The sequence below is a fragment of the Moorella humiferrea genome (genome assembly GCF_039233145.1).
GTDB lineage: Bacteria > Bacillota > DSM-521 > Neomoorellales > Neomoorellaceae > Neomoorella > Neomoorella humiferrea.
This window is the reverse complement of record NZ_CP136419.1, coordinates 719,369-734,057: the sequence shown is the minus strand read 5'-3', so window position 1 is coordinate 734,057 and position 14,689 is coordinate 719,369. Positions and strand designations below refer to the sequence as shown.

General features: G+C 45.9%; 22 protein-coding genes and 2 pseudogenes. 6 read left to right on the top strand and 18 right to left on the bottom strand.

What is annotated here, in order from left to right; translation table 11 throughout:
* Window positions 1-226: 226 nt before the first annotated feature.
* The 13 genes and pseudogenes from MHFGQ_RS03815 to MHFGQ_RS03760 form a co-directional block, all read right to left on the bottom strand.
* On the bottom strand, window positions 227-1,315 hold the full coding sequence (locus MHFGQ_RS03815; RefSeq protein WP_106004852.1) for an ABC transporter substrate-binding protein: 1,089 nt from the start codon (window positions 1,313-1,315) through the stop codon (window positions 227-229).
* Between the two features lie 185 nt (window positions 1,316-1,500).
* Complete coding sequence (locus tag MHFGQ_RS03810) at window positions 1,501-2,748, bottom strand: IS4 family transposase (protein WP_106005600.1); 1,248 nt, start codon at window positions 2,746-2,748, stop codon at window positions 1,501-1,503.
* A 299-nt stretch (window positions 2,749-3,047) separates the two neighbouring features.
* The gene (locus tag MHFGQ_RS03805) at window positions 3,048-3,815 is read right to left on the bottom strand and encodes a GntR family transcriptional regulator (protein WP_106005774.1); all 768 of its coding nucleotides are present in this window, start codon (window positions 3,813-3,815) and stop codon (window positions 3,048-3,050) included.
* Window positions 3,816-3,972: 157 nt separating this feature from the next.
* Window positions 3,973-4,474: pseudogene (locus MHFGQ_RS03800) on the bottom strand (amidohydrolase family protein); the annotation flags it as partial.
* Window positions 4,475-4,588: 114 nt separating this feature from the next.
* On the bottom strand, window positions 4,589-5,056 hold the full coding sequence (locus tag MHFGQ_RS03795) for a cupin domain-containing protein (protein ID WP_106005775.1): 468 nt from the start codon (window positions 5,054-5,056) through the stop codon (window positions 4,589-4,591).
* Between the two features lie 142 nt (window positions 5,057-5,198).
* A complete protein-coding gene (locus MHFGQ_RS03790; protein WP_106005773.1) occupies window positions 5,199-5,399 on the bottom strand; it encodes a hypothetical protein in 201 nt (66 codons plus the stop codon).
* Between the two features lie 281 nt (window positions 5,400-5,680).
* Window positions 5,681-6,967 (bottom strand): SEC-C domain-containing protein, encoded by a 1,287-nt coding sequence (locus MHFGQ_RS03785; protein WP_170066326.1) that lies wholly within the window; start codon window positions 6,965-6,967, stop codon window positions 5,681-5,683.
* A gap of 91 nt (window positions 6,968-7,058) precedes the next feature.
* Entirely contained in the window at window positions 7,059-7,502 is a 444-nt protein-coding gene (locus MHFGQ_RS03780) for a type II toxin-antitoxin system VapC family toxin (protein WP_106005771.1), read from the bottom strand.
* The gene (locus tag MHFGQ_RS03775) at window positions 7,499-7,687 is read right to left on the bottom strand and encodes a hypothetical protein (protein ID WP_146127162.1); all 189 of its coding nucleotides are present in this window, start codon (window positions 7,685-7,687) and stop codon (window positions 7,499-7,501) included. Before MHFGQ_RS03775 ends, MHFGQ_RS03780 begins: the two co-directional genes overlap by 4 nt.
* A 351-nt stretch (window positions 7,688-8,038) precedes the next feature.
* Window positions 8,039-8,416 (bottom strand): hypothetical protein, encoded by a 378-nt coding sequence (locus MHFGQ_RS03770; protein WP_106005769.1) that lies wholly within the window; start codon window positions 8,414-8,416, stop codon window positions 8,039-8,041.
* Window positions 8,417-8,688: 272 nt separating this feature from the next.
* Window positions 8,689-8,763 (bottom strand): SEC-C metal-binding domain-containing protein, encoded by a 75-nt coding sequence (locus MHFGQ_RS13940; RefSeq protein ID WP_422879838.1) that lies wholly within the window; start codon window positions 8,761-8,763, stop codon window positions 8,689-8,691.
* Between the two features lie 52 nt (window positions 8,764-8,815).
* The gene (locus MHFGQ_RS03765) at window positions 8,816-9,214 is read right to left on the bottom strand and encodes a type II toxin-antitoxin system VapC family toxin (protein WP_106005768.1); all 399 of its coding nucleotides are present in this window, start codon (window positions 9,212-9,214) and stop codon (window positions 8,816-8,818) included.
* Window positions 9,202-9,474 carry an AbrB/MazE/SpoVT family DNA-binding domain-containing protein gene (locus tag MHFGQ_RS03760; protein WP_106005767.1) on the bottom strand — a complete coding sequence of 91 codons (273 nt, stop codon included), beginning with the start codon at window positions 9,472-9,474 and terminating at the stop codon, window positions 9,202-9,204. The genes MHFGQ_RS03765 and MHFGQ_RS03760 overlap by 13 nt, the downstream gene beginning before the upstream one ends.
* Before the next feature lie 492 nt (window positions 9,475-9,966).
* On the opposite strand from MHFGQ_RS03760, the gene MHFGQ_RS03755 reads away from it, so the two are divergent.
* From MHFGQ_RS03755 to MHFGQ_RS03740, 4 genes are all read left to right on the top strand, one after another.
* Window positions 9,967-10,380 carry a type II toxin-antitoxin system VapC family toxin gene (locus tag MHFGQ_RS03755; protein WP_245907862.1) on the top strand — a complete coding sequence of 138 codons (414 nt, stop codon included), beginning with the start codon at window positions 9,967-9,969 and terminating at the stop codon, window positions 10,378-10,380.
* 152 nt (window positions 10,381-10,532) lie between these two features.
* Window positions 10,533-10,781: a YlcI/YnfO family protein gene (locus MHFGQ_RS03750; RefSeq protein ID WP_106005766.1), complete on the top strand. Its 249-nt coding sequence runs from the start codon at window positions 10,533-10,535 to the stop codon at window positions 10,779-10,781.
* A gap of 87 nt (window positions 10,782-10,868) precedes the next feature.
* Window positions 10,869-11,009 (top strand): type II toxin-antitoxin system VapC family toxin, encoded by a 141-nt coding sequence (locus MHFGQ_RS03745; protein ID WP_146127160.1) that lies wholly within the window; start codon window positions 10,869-10,871, stop codon window positions 11,007-11,009.
* Between the two features lie 133 nt (window positions 11,010-11,142).
* Window positions 11,143-11,619, top strand: coding sequence for a DUF4351 domain-containing protein (locus MHFGQ_RS03740; protein WP_245907861.1), 477 nt, complete (start codon window positions 11,143-11,145; stop codon window positions 11,617-11,619).
* 46 nt (window positions 11,620-11,665) lie between these two features.
* Here the strand turns inward: MHFGQ_RS03740 and MHFGQ_RS03735 are convergent, their stop codons facing one another.
* Together MHFGQ_RS03735 and MHFGQ_RS03730 are read right to left on the bottom strand one after the other, a co-directional pair.
* Window positions 11,666-11,836, bottom strand: coding sequence for a hypothetical protein (locus MHFGQ_RS03735; protein ID WP_170066323.1), 171 nt, complete (start codon window positions 11,834-11,836; stop codon window positions 11,666-11,668).
* Between the two features lie 290 nt (window positions 11,837-12,126).
* Window positions 12,127-12,408, bottom strand: coding sequence for a plasmid pRiA4b ORF-3 family protein (locus tag MHFGQ_RS03730; protein ID WP_245907864.1), 282 nt, complete (start codon window positions 12,406-12,408; stop codon window positions 12,127-12,129).
* Between the two features lie 114 nt (window positions 12,409-12,522).
* Between MHFGQ_RS03730 and MHFGQ_RS03725 the strand changes: the two genes are divergently transcribed.
* Window positions 12,523-12,840: a hypothetical protein gene (locus MHFGQ_RS03725; RefSeq protein WP_062283200.1), complete on the top strand. Its 318-nt coding sequence runs from the start codon at window positions 12,523-12,525 to the stop codon at window positions 12,838-12,840.
* The gene (locus MHFGQ_RS03720; protein ID WP_106005763.1) at window positions 12,840-13,199 is read left to right on the top strand and encodes a toxin-antitoxin system TumE family protein; all 360 of its coding nucleotides are present in this window, start codon (window positions 12,840-12,842) and stop codon (window positions 13,197-13,199) included. Before MHFGQ_RS03725 ends, MHFGQ_RS03720 begins: the two co-directional genes overlap by 1 nt.
* Before the next feature lie 78 nt (window positions 13,200-13,277).
* Here MHFGQ_RS03720 and MHFGQ_RS03715 read toward each other — a convergent pair whose 3' ends face one another.
* The 3 genes and pseudogenes from MHFGQ_RS03715 to MHFGQ_RS03705 form a co-directional block, all read right to left on the bottom strand.
* Window positions 13,278-13,622, bottom strand: a complete 345-nt coding sequence (locus tag MHFGQ_RS03715; RefSeq protein ID WP_106005762.1) for a hypothetical protein — start codon at window positions 13,620-13,622, stop codon at window positions 13,278-13,280.
* A gap of 351 nt (window positions 13,623-13,973) precedes the next feature.
* Window positions 13,974-14,297 carry a hypothetical protein gene (locus MHFGQ_RS03710; protein ID WP_106005761.1) on the bottom strand — a complete coding sequence of 108 codons (324 nt, stop codon included), beginning with the start codon at window positions 14,295-14,297 and terminating at the stop codon, window positions 13,974-13,976.
* Window positions 14,298-14,410: 113 nt separating this feature from the next.
* Window positions 14,411-14,560: pseudogene (locus MHFGQ_RS03705) on the bottom strand (polysaccharide biosynthesis protein); the annotation flags it as partial.
* Window positions 14,561-14,689 lie beyond the last annotated feature (129 nt).

The window sequence follows — 14,689 nt, the reverse complement described above, 5'->3', positions numbered from 1 at the left end:
AATTTTTATGCAACGCTAGTGATACCACAGAAGAAAAAATACCAAAAGACTCAACAACGAAAGCCATGCATAGGAACTATTCTTTTGGGGCCGAACACTTTTAGCCTTCAACTCACTTTTAGAAGAGGTCTGAATTGGTGTATTCATAAATATCTCCCATCCCCTTACGTATATCCGGCTGCCGGAATTTTAACGGCAGCCGGATATAGGTTTTTTATATGTTCTCTTACTTCTTCTTTTCTTCTTCAGCAGCTACCATCTTTAAAATTTTGTCTGTGATATATCCACCTTTAAAAAGTTGTTCTTTTTCGGCTTCTGTAATTCTACCTTGCTTAACGAAGAAATCTGCCAGCCCAGACATCCATTGTTCGACTTCGCTCATATTTCCATCTTTTTTGGCAAAAAGCGCTAATTGTTCTTTGGTATTAAATAGCGGACGCAGCGAAAACTCCTTAGCCAATGCATTATCATCCAATGTTAAACCTTTTTCCTTGTAATACTCCCCCAAAAGTTTGGCCGATTCTACAGGGTTAGACTTCATCTCCTGTATGCCTCTCATATATAATTTAAGCCACTTGGCCACCTTTTCGGGGTTTTCCTCTACAGCTTTTTTGCTGGCCACAACCGCCCCGGGGATTTTAACACCAGCGCGCAAGCCAGAAGACATTTTAACCCAGCCTTTGCTTTCAGCAATATAGTCATAAGGGGCCCATAACTGGACAATATCCCCCTGACCAGCTTCAAAGGCAGCTAATGCCTGGGACTGCTCCATGTGAACCATTTTGACATCCTTTTCATCTAAACCTAGAGCTCTTAGAGTGGCTATGACGGCATAATGTCCAGTAGAAGCTGTAGTTAAAAGAACGGTTTTCCCTTTTACCGTTTCAGGTGAGCCATAAATCTCGGGATATTTAGGGTTATATCCTTTTACTTTGAGAATAGGACTGTCCGGCCGCACCCACAAATCATTCGTTTCCGATTCATCATTAGATATAGCAATTATATAAGCCCCATACCGAATAGCCGCCAGCATGGCCGGTACTGTTCCTTCAGCTCCTACTTCCCATTTATTGGAGGCTAGGGCTTCATTTTGCGGTGGACCGGAAGGATAGAACTGAAAATCGATTTCTAAACCTTCCTCTTTATCCCAACCTTTTTTCATGGCCATATAGGTCGGTAGAGCATGGAGGCAGGGCTGGTGGCTGACATGAACAGTTGTTAGTTTAGACGATGCACTGTCGCTTTTAGCATTACTAGTACCGCCCTTTTGCTCTGCTTGTTTGCCGGTGCCGCAGCCAGCTAAAACAATGCTCATAAATAAAGCAAATCACTAGCGTTGCATAAAAATTTTTAGCACAGTGCAAGGCAATATATGGAAGGCAGAATATGTTATATAATAACATTAATGGTGTATACAACCATGCATTTTCTTCCTTCACTGGCCAAAGGACTTAGGTTATCAGGGGTAGTCCTTATCCACATATTGCCATATAAAGTTGCTTAAAGAACTAAGGGGTCATAAGTTACGTCGTTTAAATAATCAGCTTCGCCAGCTAAAACTTGCTTTACTAAATCCTGATAGATGCCTTCATAGTCTATCTTGTGCCGCCCATAAGACCTTCGTTTGGGTTTACGGTGCAGGCTTTGGACGAAGAAGGTAAAGGGCTCATATAGACAGGTGCGTATTAAACGTTTAATAGTGAGCAATGGTCCTTGATAGCCGGCCTTTAATTGCAGCATAACCATCAGGCAGTAGGTTATTAGCGCTATGAAGAGCTGGTTTTCTACAGCCTGTTCGCTTTTACCATAAAAATGTTTCACCTGCAGGTGTTGTTTCATCCATTTGAAGAAGAGTTCTATCTGCCAGCGCTTACGATAAATCTCGCTTAATTCTTCCGCCGGTAACTCGAAATCATTGGTGACTATAATTACCGGTTGCCCTTGGGTATCTTCGGTTGTTATCAGCCGTAAAGGGTGCTTCATTTTGGTAACTCCATCTTTGCCAAGGTAAACAAGCTGTTCCTTTTTAACCTTGCTGTCAGGGTTTACCGGCAACTCGGCGATTATTTCTACCAGAGCATTACCCTTTAAGCGGCTGGCAAAGCGGACGCCTTCTTCACAGTATCTGTCAAACTTCTTGTAATCGACATAGCCGCGGTCAAAGACGTTTAAGGCTTCTTCTTCCTCTACTACGAGGGTATCCATCTGGGTTTTATCTGCCTTCCGGGCCGGGGTGACAATTGCTTTATCAGGTAGAACCTCTTCTTCACAGAACTTTAAGCGCAGGTGGAGTTTTATCCCGCTTTTAGTCCTACGAAACTCGGCCCAGAGGTACTGGGTAAAACAGAGACTAATGATAGTGGAATCGATGAGGTAAATACGTCCTGCGGTATTTCTTAAGTTTTCAAAGCCGATTTCCCGGCCTATCCGGGTGGTGAGATGGCTGAATAATAGCCGGATGAATTGCGGCGATAAATCCCTTAAACGGCGCGCTATCTGGGAGAAACTGATACTCTCTAAATTGATAGCCAGGCTAAATTGCGGGTCATTGAAGCTATTGCTGATATCCCGCAAGCCATTAAGTTGTTCCAGCTGAGCGAAGGCTATTAGTTTAATGAGTTGAAGGGAATTTAGCTTCTTAGCGTACTTATCGACCCCCATACCGGCGGTTAACTGCCAAAAATAGTCGTTAGAAACTGGAGCAAACAGTTGATGAAATGTGGATAATGTGGTATCCTTACCTTGCATTTGGGCCTCCTTATGTTAGAAGTTGGGGCAAGGACTACCCTCAATCTCTAGTATAAGGAGTTTTTTCTTGCAAGGCTAGGTTATTTCAGGAATTTGGCTGTTTTTTGGGCGTTATTTCCCTTGACAAGTTTATTTTTTCTTTATGCAACGCTAGTGAAAGCAAATACCAATAAAATAGCTATCTTTTTGTACTTCATTTTCTTCTCTCCTTTCATTTTTAATTAATTATGGTTATACTTAAATATTTTTTAATATAAATATATCACCCCCTAAGTAAAACGCTTATGCTTATCCATTATTTAAAAAAATATGCCTTCATTCTTACTTGCTCCATTGCGGTACATCTCGACGCGGAATTTATAACGATCTGGACGCGCATAATTATAATGTACTTCAATTGGCCGATCGCCTTCGGTAAACATTATTCGTTGGGTTACTAATAAAGGAGAACCTATTTTCACACCTAATATTTCTGCTTCTTTGCGGCCGGCAGCAGCAGCTGTAATAATTTGTTCTGCTCTTACAATTTTTATCCCCAATTCATTTTCCAACCATTCATAAATACCATGAGAAACTAAATCATATGTTGCTAATTTACGACCTTCAGCCAAGGGTAAAAAAGTTTGTATATAAGTAAGCGGTAAATCATTGGCTTTTTGTATTTTATCAATACGAAAAAGTTGATTAGCATTAAATATTGCTATTTGAGGATATTTAATTAAGAGAGCACTATTAACGTTTACCTCGCTTAAATTTAAAATTTCTGCGCTCGGCTTTAACCCTTGAGCATGCATTTCTTCAAAAAAACCGCGCAATTTATCAAGATTCTCCTGGGCTGTTTTAATAACAAAAGTTCCCTTTCCGGCCCTACGTTCAATTAAACCTTCGCGCACAAGTTCACTTAAAGCTTGGCGTACCGTAGTAATGCTTACACCGAATTGTTCCATAAGTTGTTTATCTGTAGGAAAGGGATCGCCTACTTTCCATTTGCCTTCACTAAACTGTTGTTTTAAATATTGAGTAATCTGCGAATGAAGTGGCAAAGGGTTGTTGCGATCAATTTGCAATTCAAGTGCCTCCAGTTTATGTTAGTAATTTAGTAAATATACTAAGATTGATGTTTGGAAATTATTATACATTTTAGTTTAATATATGTCAAGCTTTCCCAAAAAAATTTATGATCAACCGGTGTGCCCGATCGGTCTTGCCATCAACTAAAGCAACTTATCTAACTTTTACTACCGGAAAACGGTGCGGCAAAACAATGCCGGCCTTTTTTACCAGGGCGGCCGCCCTGGTCTGAACCTGGTCGAGTACTTCTTCTTCATTTACCGTAAGAATCTTTTTATCCCGCATCAGCCATCGGCCGTCGCACATGGAAGCCTCTACATTGCTGGAGTGCATGGCATAAACCAGATTAGCAATCGGATCATGAAGAGGCAAACTGCCGGGGGCTCTTGGGGTTAACGATGATTAAGTCGGCCTTTTTGCCGGGTTCCATAGAGCCGATCTCGTCATTCCATAACAGACATCGGGCGCCGTCTATAGTAACCATTTCCAGGACCTTTTCCGCAGGTAAAGTTTTGGGATTCAAGTTGCGGCCTTTATGAATGAGGGAAACCAGATACATCTCGTCAAACATATCCATGCGGTTATTAGAAGGAGCACCGTCAGTCCCAATGGAAACGGTTATACCTTTAGCAATCATTTCCGGAACCCGGGCAAACGTACATTGTCATTTATAGCGAACACAAAATAAATTCGCCGCTTTCTAATTTTTTTCTGCCGGCGAAATGATAATTTTTTAGATAAAATCAAAACAGAGAAGGGGTAGCAACAATCAAAAATTTATTTCAATTTGTTCAGACGGGTTATGCCAGCGATGGGGTATGGTGCAGGGGTAGTATAAGCAGTCTCCCTCTTTTAAATCATAGTCATTAACGCCTTCCAAAATATATCTGAGTTCCCCCTTGAGAATAAAGATGAATTCCTCGCCTGGATGGGTTATTGCCCGCCCAGAATCAGCTTTAGGGGGGACAGTAATTATCGCTGGCTCCATTTGAAAATTTCGTCCTTGGGTAAGAAATTCTTCAATAAGATCGCCAAGATCGCCCGTAGACGTAGAATTACGTACAAGTCGCAGGCGTTCTCCAGGTTTAACTAAACTTATTTTCGTATCGACATTCTCCAGTAAAAAAGAAATAACTGAGATGCCTAACGCTTCAGTTATAGCTTTCATCGTTAAAATATTTGGAATAGATTTACCTATTTCAATTTGGCTGATGGCGCTGGGTGAGAGGCCAGTCATACGAACCAATTCCCGAATAGTGATCCCTTTAGCGATTCTCTATAACCTAATTGTCGAGCCAATATCCACGACTTTGCTGCCTCCATAACAACCTGCGGGGGCAGGTGAAAAACAGGGTTTTACGTCAGTATGGACGGATTTCTCAGCGCCTTATTTTCATACATTTGCTGGCAAAGTTAATCTGTTCGACAAGGCGGGCTTTAATTTTCTCCTGGTCTTCCAAAGACAACTGGTTAATTTTTTTGGCGCCGGCAATGCTAGTAATAATCTCTTTGATCTGGAATTCATAATATCCCAAGCGGCGAAGTTCATTGCATAAATTCCGGTTCTCTTCCCCGACCAATGTGTCTGCCTTCCTTAATGGACACAAAATAAGGCCGACTGTAGGCCGGGTTCACTATTGGATCCATACGAAGGAGAAACGAACAAGTATTTAATCAATTTAATCTTCAACACATTGCCATCCAAACTTGGCAAATATCAAACGCCAGAGCTACATTCAGCTTTAGCCGTTCCATAACTTTTCATCTTCTTCATTAACACGTTAAATTTTCCAAATCAAGGTTTTTATCCACTCGCGGAAACGTTATAATTACTACCTTGCCATTAAACATTGATATGGCATTAAGTCTCATTTGCATCCGCTATAGTGGTAAGGTAATCTCTCCCCAAAGTCCTAAACTGGGCCAACACGTAATCCGCTTCCTTTTCTAATCCCCTCGCTTTTAGGGCTTCCGCGTAGCGGGCAACCTTTTCTTCCTTGTACAAATCCTCAATACTGGTAAATACCCCGCCTGTATCCGGAGCTGTTTCAAGGGGATTCTTGAGGAAATTATACACGCACAGATGATAAAGTTTTTCGATTAATTCCGGATTATTTATGACCACGCCAACCTGCGAAGCAAAGATGAATTTTTCCAGAGATTCCGCTAGGGCTTCATCTTTTAAACTCGCCCTGTTTTCTTCTAATACCTGGTAAATAGCGGGCAAAAAGTGTTCGGCCTCATTCTCTTCCCACAGGCACTCTGCTATCCAATCGTTTTCAAACAGGCCCGGAATCTTTTTTAGAGTATAGACACCGCGGGCCAAAGCATAAAAAGGAACGTTTAACTTTATCTCTTTTTTTATAATGGCCTCCATGGCCGTTATGGAACCCCTGAGGAGTTTGGTGTAAAAATAATCGCCAAAGGCTATATGATCTTCTAAAATCTCCATCAGTTTCTTTATAAACTCCGGATCTTCTTCGCCGGTAGAATCTTGCAATGCTTTTATTTTCTCCATGGTTGCATCAAATTCTTCCATAGTGACGCTCATGATAGCCTCGATAAATCCCTCACGGGTATCTTTGTTAATAATCATGCCTAAACCGGAAAGGAGGGTTTTCATTTCCTCGTCCGTATAACTGTCGTAGTGCAGCGAATAGGCTATGTCGATGATGCAACCGCTTATAAAATCATCGTCATTAACCATTTCCGCTACGACTTGCGCCAAACACTCCTTTAGTTCTTCCTCCGATTCCTGATGGGCTTCGACTTCAAGGAGGATGTCGGGAGGGATGCGCGTCATGTGTAACCGCGGCTTTTCCTGCAGCAGGCGTATATAATTATTTCTGATGTTTTCCAGAAAATCTCCAAAAGCTTTTTCCGAAATATTATCCTCTTCTTCCCAGGCTTCTTTCAAAAGCCGTCCCACTCGTGAGGGTTCAAGGGGTTTTATATCTTCACCCCATTTTAAGCCGCAGATAAATCCAACAGTAGCCAAAACCTCTTGGCCGTGAGCAGTAAGGCCCTGACCTACTTCGCGGCCGACAGCCCGCGTGGCTTCCTCTACAGCCGGAAGGCAGCATTTCTTGTACTTGCGCCCGCTGCCGCAGGGGCAAAAATCATTTCTTTCAACCTGATAAATCTGCATTCCAATACCCCTTTTCCTACAACGTCTTTTCAAGCCGCTGCTGGTGCAAACTGCTATGATCACCCAGGAAATTATAACTGATATTATCGCTCTATAATAGTCCATTATCCTGCAAAAGCCGGACATACGGCCCCAGGGAAGTGGGTAACAAAGCGTTGGCCAGCTTTTTATCTACCGTAATAAACACCGCATTTTTGGCCACGGCCAGGGCGATGTAGAGGCTGTCGTATAAAGAACGCCTGTAGCCGTTAGCGATCTCAAAAGCGGCAGGAAGAAGAGGCTGGATCTCAGCGACCCTTGCAGGGAATTTTTGAGTTATCGCCGCCAATATCCTGCGTGCGTCTTCCGTGTCGATCTCGCCGCGCGTGCACTTTTTCCAGAGGACATTCCCTATTTCCGCAAAAATCAATTCCGGTGCCCACAAACGGCATTCGCCTTTACCCGCTCTCTCCAAAAGCTCAACAGCCGCCTCCCAGTGAGGTTCCGGGATATACCACTTTACGGCGACGATGGCGTCTACGACAAAGATTTTCACCTTTCCCTGTCCTCTCTGATCAGCTCAACGCTGTCGCTGTAACTTTTTCCTCTCGCCAAAAGCTTTTTCCTTATATCGGCCGCCATTTTCACCCCATCCAAATCATTTTCACCTGCAGCCTCTTCCAGAATTTTATGCAGTTCCACCTGCAAAGACCTGCCTTTTGCCGCTGCTCGCTGCTTCAAAGTTGCCAAAACCTCCTTGGAAACATTACGGATAAGGACATCAGGCAAAGCCAGCACCCCTCTGCTATCATTCTGATAGCATCATTATAACATTAAGCAATGTAATAGTCTAACATAAGCTTTTAACACCGCGCGAACGACTAAAGCAATTCTCAGTATCTACCATCACACGGGCGGCTTTATTCAACAATTTCCCCTTTCCTGTAGACCGGTGCCTTCCACGCTTCCAAGAAAAAGGCGGTAAAAACTCCTACCATGCCTTCCAGTTCCACCTGAGTTTCGCTCAGATTTGTTTTGAAATCTGTCAACAACTGGACTTTTGCTTCCAGCTCGGCATTTAACTGTTTTACGCTACGCGGCTGGGCTAGAAACTGCCTGTATTCCTCCATGACTTGATTTAACTTGCTTGCTCGATAATGATAACGTATAGTTAACCACCTGTCTGATACCGTTAATCCACGTTGTAAATCCGCGGTAGATATGAAATTGCTCAGCACACTCCCACGTCTGGGCATCACCGACTACGGCCAGAAAACGGCCTTTGTGATCCTGGCCCTCCGGGCTACGCGTAAGAACAAGCCGCGTAAAGCCAAACTTTTCTTCCTCGGTGAGGCGCACCGGCTGCGGTTTAAAGGCCTGGATCACTTGTTTGGCTGCGTCATAAAAACGCTCCCATTCCACCGCCCCGATTGCATCTGGCAAAACCCTCAGCCCCAGATAGATGCCCATCAGTACCCCCCCTCGGGAATATCAAAAAACGGGTGCCACACTGGCTAAAAGCGGTCGTACAAAGATAGCTACTACAAACTGATCCTACGTTTTTACAGCTTGTTTGCTCCATGAAAGGTGCCGGTTATATCCAACTCAAGGCAATAAATATAACAAGGTATCAGGGCTCAATCCTCTAAATTTCCGGAAACTTATCAAAATGACGATCGTAAGAATATATCTCCATCCGGTTTCCAGCTTCCATTCCGGCGGCAATAAAGGCATCCGTCCAATCAACGTTTTTTCTTGGCGTCACGGCCGCTGCCGCAGGGACAATTATCGTTTCTTTCAACCTGGTAAATTTGCACTATATCACATCCTGCTAAAGATTGTCGCTTACATATGAGTTCTGGCTCTTCCTCAAACGTCAAGACACTGCCAGCCAAACTGGGTAAAATGATTATCAAAGGCCAGAGCTACATTCAGCTTTAGTCGTTCCATAACAGCAAAAGTAGTAGCATCGGTATAAGAAAAAGACTTATCTTTGTATGCAATTATGATTTCCCTGGCTCGCTTCTCATCTTCTTCTTTAACACGTTCAATTTTCCAAACCAAATTTTTTACCCATTCACGGGCCAGTTCATGACCTATACGGCTCAAAATTAAAGCATGGGTTTCAGCCAAAATAAAGTTTGTTAATATTAAATCAACATCCTGTTCGCTTAATTTCTTAAAGAGATTCTTAGCCTTCTCATGCCAATCGTCCGAGCGGTCAATAAGAGCGTAAATAGCGCTGGTATCTACCATTATTTTTTCCATCTTTCTACTTCACCTTCAGCCAGGTAATGATCATGTTTGGCAGCGACATCTTTAAGGCCACTGTTGCCGGCACCAACTAATTTCCATATAGGGTCTTCTTTACTCAAGGGCTTCACTGGCTGGACTTTTTTCAAACGTATCTCATCTCCATCAACCAGGATGGTCAAATAATCGCCTGCCTTCAGGCCCAAAGTTTCTCTGATACTTTGGGGAATAGTCATCTGCCCTTTACTAGTTAAGCGTACTAAGGGGTTGGACATGAAGCATCCTTCTCCTTACTTCCAGAAAGATTTTCTTACCAGAAGTATACCATTACTAGCACTATAATTGCAAGCAAAATCCAAGTTTACTGTGGAGGGCATCTCCAAAAAATACTACAGGGCCTAGCAAGCCGGGAGCGACAGGCTTCACACGGTCGCTTTCTACATGGTCCTAATCTCAGGACTATCCTCTTACACGCTGGTCTCTTACTCGCTGGTCACCGCCTGGGTGAAATAGTCGCGGGCCTAGCCGGGACGCTATTCCTCTTCCGCTCCCACTGCCAGGCGGAGTAGATGATGCCCTCCAGGTCATCGTGGACCGGCACCCAGCCGAGGCGCACGCGGATTTTCTAGCATCCGCCACCAGCACCGGTGGGTCGCCCGGCCGCAAGTTATCGCCCTGGATACCAACTGTTTCATTTATATGCTTCAGGCAGACCCCTGAGCCCTGGTATTAAAAGAAGAGGTGCGTTTCAGGCCGTTACTTCGACTTTGACGCTTCTCGAACTGTTAGTCAAACCCAAATCCCTGGGTCTGGAAGAAGTCTGCGAGCAGTATATTACCACACTAAAATCTTACCCAAATTTGCAGCTGATCGATTTTTACCTGGAAATAGCCGTTCTGGGGGCAGAAATCCGCGCTAAATACCGGGTGCGAACTCCTGACGCCATTCAACTGGCATCTGCTTTAGCATCAGATGCCACGCTATTTTTCACAAACGATCTTTCCCTTCCCCGGGCGTTTTTCCTCCCAGGGCGTAGTTTACCCCACCTGCACCAGTTCCCGTCCCTTCTTCGCCCGGAAGCCCGACAGCGCCAGGAACAAAAGCTCTTCCACCCTGGCCTGCGCCTGGAACTGCCGCCAGACGTCTCCCCTTCCCTTTCCCGGTCTTTTTCCTTCAGGTAACCCGTCGGGCAAAGCCGACTCCCCCTGTGCTATCATTTTGATAGCTTAAACAGCAACTCACTCCGGTAATCCTTAAGCCAGACGGACTGAATTACATGTTGTCTCTATTTTTTAAATCTGTTATATTTTATAGTAACAGGAGTTGTTATAAAATGCCCGAAACAAAAATGATCCATATAAGGTTTCCTGCAACAGTGATAGATAAAATGACGGTCTATCTTAAAGAGCACGGCATAAACCGCAACAGCTTTATCGTCGAAGCTGTAACCGAAAAACTGCGCCGGGAAATGCAAGTTAAAGCCTTCAGAGAAACCCGGGGCGCTTTGACGCATGAGGATGCTCCCGAATGGACGAAAACTGGAGGAACAAAATGGGTTCAAGGCTTGCGCGGTAAAGATTAAGGAGACGTCGAACTTATCCCCGTCGACAGTACAATTGCTGAATTCGCAGCAACGCTAAGGCGGGAGTGGGCCGCAGAAGGAAAAACAATGAGTATGGCTGATAGTCTTATCGCGGCCACTGCAGCAATAAAGGGTGTGAAGGTAATCACATCAAACCTTAAAGATTTCCCTCCCTCTTTAACCTTAAGCCTTGAAAAAGCGATACAAATCTCTGCTCCAGAAATATAGTCCAGTTTTACCGCTTCCGCTCCCACTGCCAGGCGATGGACGTTGTTGACCGGACTACCGTTACCGCCTGGTCGACCTGGGTAAAATAACCTATGAGGAGCTAAAAAACCACCCGCAGCAGCAGCTGCGTTCCTTGCTGCCCCTGGCGGACAGGGAGAGGCGCAAGAAAGAGGGGGAGAAATTTCTCCGGCAGTGCGCAGAGGATATTTTAAACAGCGACCTGGACCGGGAGACCAAAAAGGCCGTGCTCCTACGGGCGGAGATATTCGCCGGCCTGGTTTACGACCGGCAGGTGATCGAGCTTATATTCCGGGAGGTGGAACAAGTGCTGAACATCGAAGAGTCCGCCGGTTACCAGAGGATATTTGAAAAGGGTCTGATAAAAGGCCGGCAGGAGGGTTGGCAAGAAGGCCGACAAGAGGGCCGGCAAGAGGGCCGGCAGGAGTCTCTGGTAGACGTAACCATCAGGCTCTTGAGCAAAAAGTTCCGCAGGCTTCCCAGGGAGTACGTGGCCAGGATCAAGGAGCAGGACGCGTACGTACTACAGCAGGTGATCGACAACATCTTCGACATCAACGACCTGTCCGAATTGGAAGACTACCTGCAGTAAAAGGTCCTTTATCCCACCGGAGACCCGGTGGTTTTTTATTGCAGTTTTATAGCTGCTTGTACTGTAATTTTCCCCACGGCGACGGCTGGCCTCCGGACGCGTTCCTCTCTTCCATAAGGGTCGCCAGCCAGACCTGCCGTGTATCATTGTCGTAATCGCCTTCGTCCAAGCATTCGCTCAACCTATCCACACAACGGATGCCGTTTTCCCCTAACACAACTTTTACCCTGTATGGCTCATCCTGGGCCTGCCAACTGGCGGATATCTGCCTCTGTTAAACCGGTTTTCATGTCTTCCTCGTCCATAATAAGCATAATAACCCCCTTTTTCGGTATGCTCACTGCCTTTGCCCGTATGTCGTCAGCAGAAGTTCACCCTATAGAGCCCTGATTGCTTGCGCGGCAAAAGCCATGGCGGCTTCTTCACTCAAGCGCGGTTTTTCATTTTGTCCAGATAAAGCATGGCCCTCAACACCAGGGGGATGAGGTGGGTTTCCGGGTTAAAGCATTACTTGATGGTTTTTAACTCCTGGTTTACGAACTCCACATCGAAGTCTTCGGGGTCGAAATCTTCTCCCGCCAAAATCCGCATATCTTCATAATCGGGATGGCCGGGGTCCTGGAGAATGTCTAACAAACTGGCATAGCCCCAGGGACCGCCGCAATCTTCAGGCGGGCAGGCGCGTTTACCTTTCAGACATACAGGGTAGCGCTTCCCTGGCTCCGGCGGAAGAATCTTTTCCACGACGATTTCATGCTCCCAGCCGTCACCGAAATCATACTCGTAAATAAATTCATTCTCCCAGGGGCTAAAGGAAGTGGCTAATCTAAATCGTGACCTTACTTGACTTAATGATAAAGCTACTTTAAACTGAATATACCTGAATAATTGAGGTGGTTACCAGTGGAACGGATAGAAATACGAGCACCCGAGTGGTTGGTAAAACTGCCTCCTCGGGAACGCGAAGCTTTAATCGTGGACGCCATTGACCTTACAGCTAAAAGGAAAACCATCCAGTTAAAACATCAAATCAAAGAGGCCGAGGAACAAATCAAAAGGCTAGAAGCAAAATATAACATGAACTATGAAGAATTCCAAAAAAAAGTAGTTCCTACTATGACAGACTTCGAAACCCACAGAGACGATACCGAATGGGAAATGTGGCTCGATATTATCAGGGAAGCTAAAACGCTTTTAGCAGCATTAGAGGGCCAGCAATAATGAAGCAATATTATACGGGTGCACTGGACAAACATAAAACTATTATTGCAACCATCGAAGATTTTACTACACTAACCCGCCGGAATCGTACCATTATCTCCGGTAGGATTTATTTTATTGATGGCTCTTTTTTAGAAATTTATGATCGCTGGCAGGACGATAAACTGGAACGTTATAATTACTACTGGCTGGATGGAGATACTGTTATTATGGGCTGGGATAACAAGGAACACCACAGGGAAATAGCCACGTTTCCTCATCATAAACATACAAAGCACAAAAAAGAAGTACTTTGTTCTTACGAAAACACTTTAGCTGATGTTTTAGCTGTGATTAATAATCATCTTTGTGGCAAATAGAGCATAAGGGAGGCTGGTAGGCTGCAGTGGGGAGAAGCGGCAAGACATCTGGCCCTGCCGCTTCCATAGCTTAATCTTTTAGGACTGCTGCTGGCCCGGGGGCAGGAAGGGCGTGGCTGGGGCTTCGCCGTTGTGACTGGATAGATACTTGATATACTGGGCTAGGTAGTAATTCATCCCCGTCAGCGGCCGGCCGCGCACGGCCGCGTTCCACATGGCCCTGGTCTCAGGGCTCTCCCCCCGCCAGCTCGTCACCGCCCGGGTGAAGTAGCTGCGGACCCTTTCCTGGTTCTCCGTATTGGGGTTCATGGGCACAAAATAGCGCCGGGCATAATTGAGCCCCTTCCATTTGGCAAAGACCAGGGCCTTCCCCAGGGCGCCGCTGGCATCCAGGGACATCAGGGGCGCCGTCACTTTGGCCATGATGCTCACCTCCTTTCGCCCCCATTCTACCAGGGGCTAAAGGAAGTGGCTAATTTCGTAACCGGCGAGGAACCTGACTGCCGATCAACGTTCCCGGCAGGATGCGAAGGACTACCTGCCAGTCTAAGTTCCCTCCCTGAAAAAAGTTTCCCGTATCGCGAGAAAGTAATAAAGTTGGTACAGCAGTAAGGCAGCGGGATGTACGGCTGGCTGCCGGTAGAACTTACCCCGGCTATTAAATTGCACTTAACCGGCCAGGACGAACATCACCGTACCATCGCCGTACCCACTCCGTTTAATGAACGTAGCAACCATAAAGCTATATTTAAGCACCTACCCTATTTTCCCCAACTACCCTTGCCAGGCAGCCAGATCCCGCCGTATCTGCTCGCCGCCAGGACGCTCATTCCTCTTCCATTTTACTGGACCGCTAGTCATCAGAAGCCTTAGAGCCAGGCCTTCCTGGTAGAGCTTTACCCCCGTTGCCACCAGCTCGCCCTGTTCACCCGAGAGGACAATAATCACATCGTCAGGATGTAAATCTTTGTCTCCTACCATCAGCCAGCGGGCAGCAAACGGTAACCAGAAACTTTTCGTTGTCCACAAAAATAAAAAGAGACCTGCGGTAATAATTAAAAGACAGACCAGGCGCAGCAGTTCTTCCACCCCGGCCATGTCGGCCCGCCAGCCGGGCTGGGAGACCAGCGCCAGGAAGTGCTCCAGCTTGGCGGCGTCGAATTCCTCCGGCCGGGCAATAAAGATGCTCTCGCGGGAAGTGGCATTAGGACAAGGGCGCCGGCCTGGATGACCAGCTGCACTGCCTCGGGGATTGTCATAAAGTAGCGGGTCATCTCCGGGTGGGTCACTGTCACCGGCCCCCCGGCGGCAATCTGGCGCTGAAAAAGGGGCACGACGCTGCCGCGGCTGCCCAGGACGTTGCGCTTTACGCCTCTCCATCCGGCGATAGCATGCTTTAACTCAGTGACCATTGCGCGATTATTATTGTTTTTGAAGCTCATTTAAACGATTGATGTTAACTAATGGAAGTATTACGGGTGGAACATTTG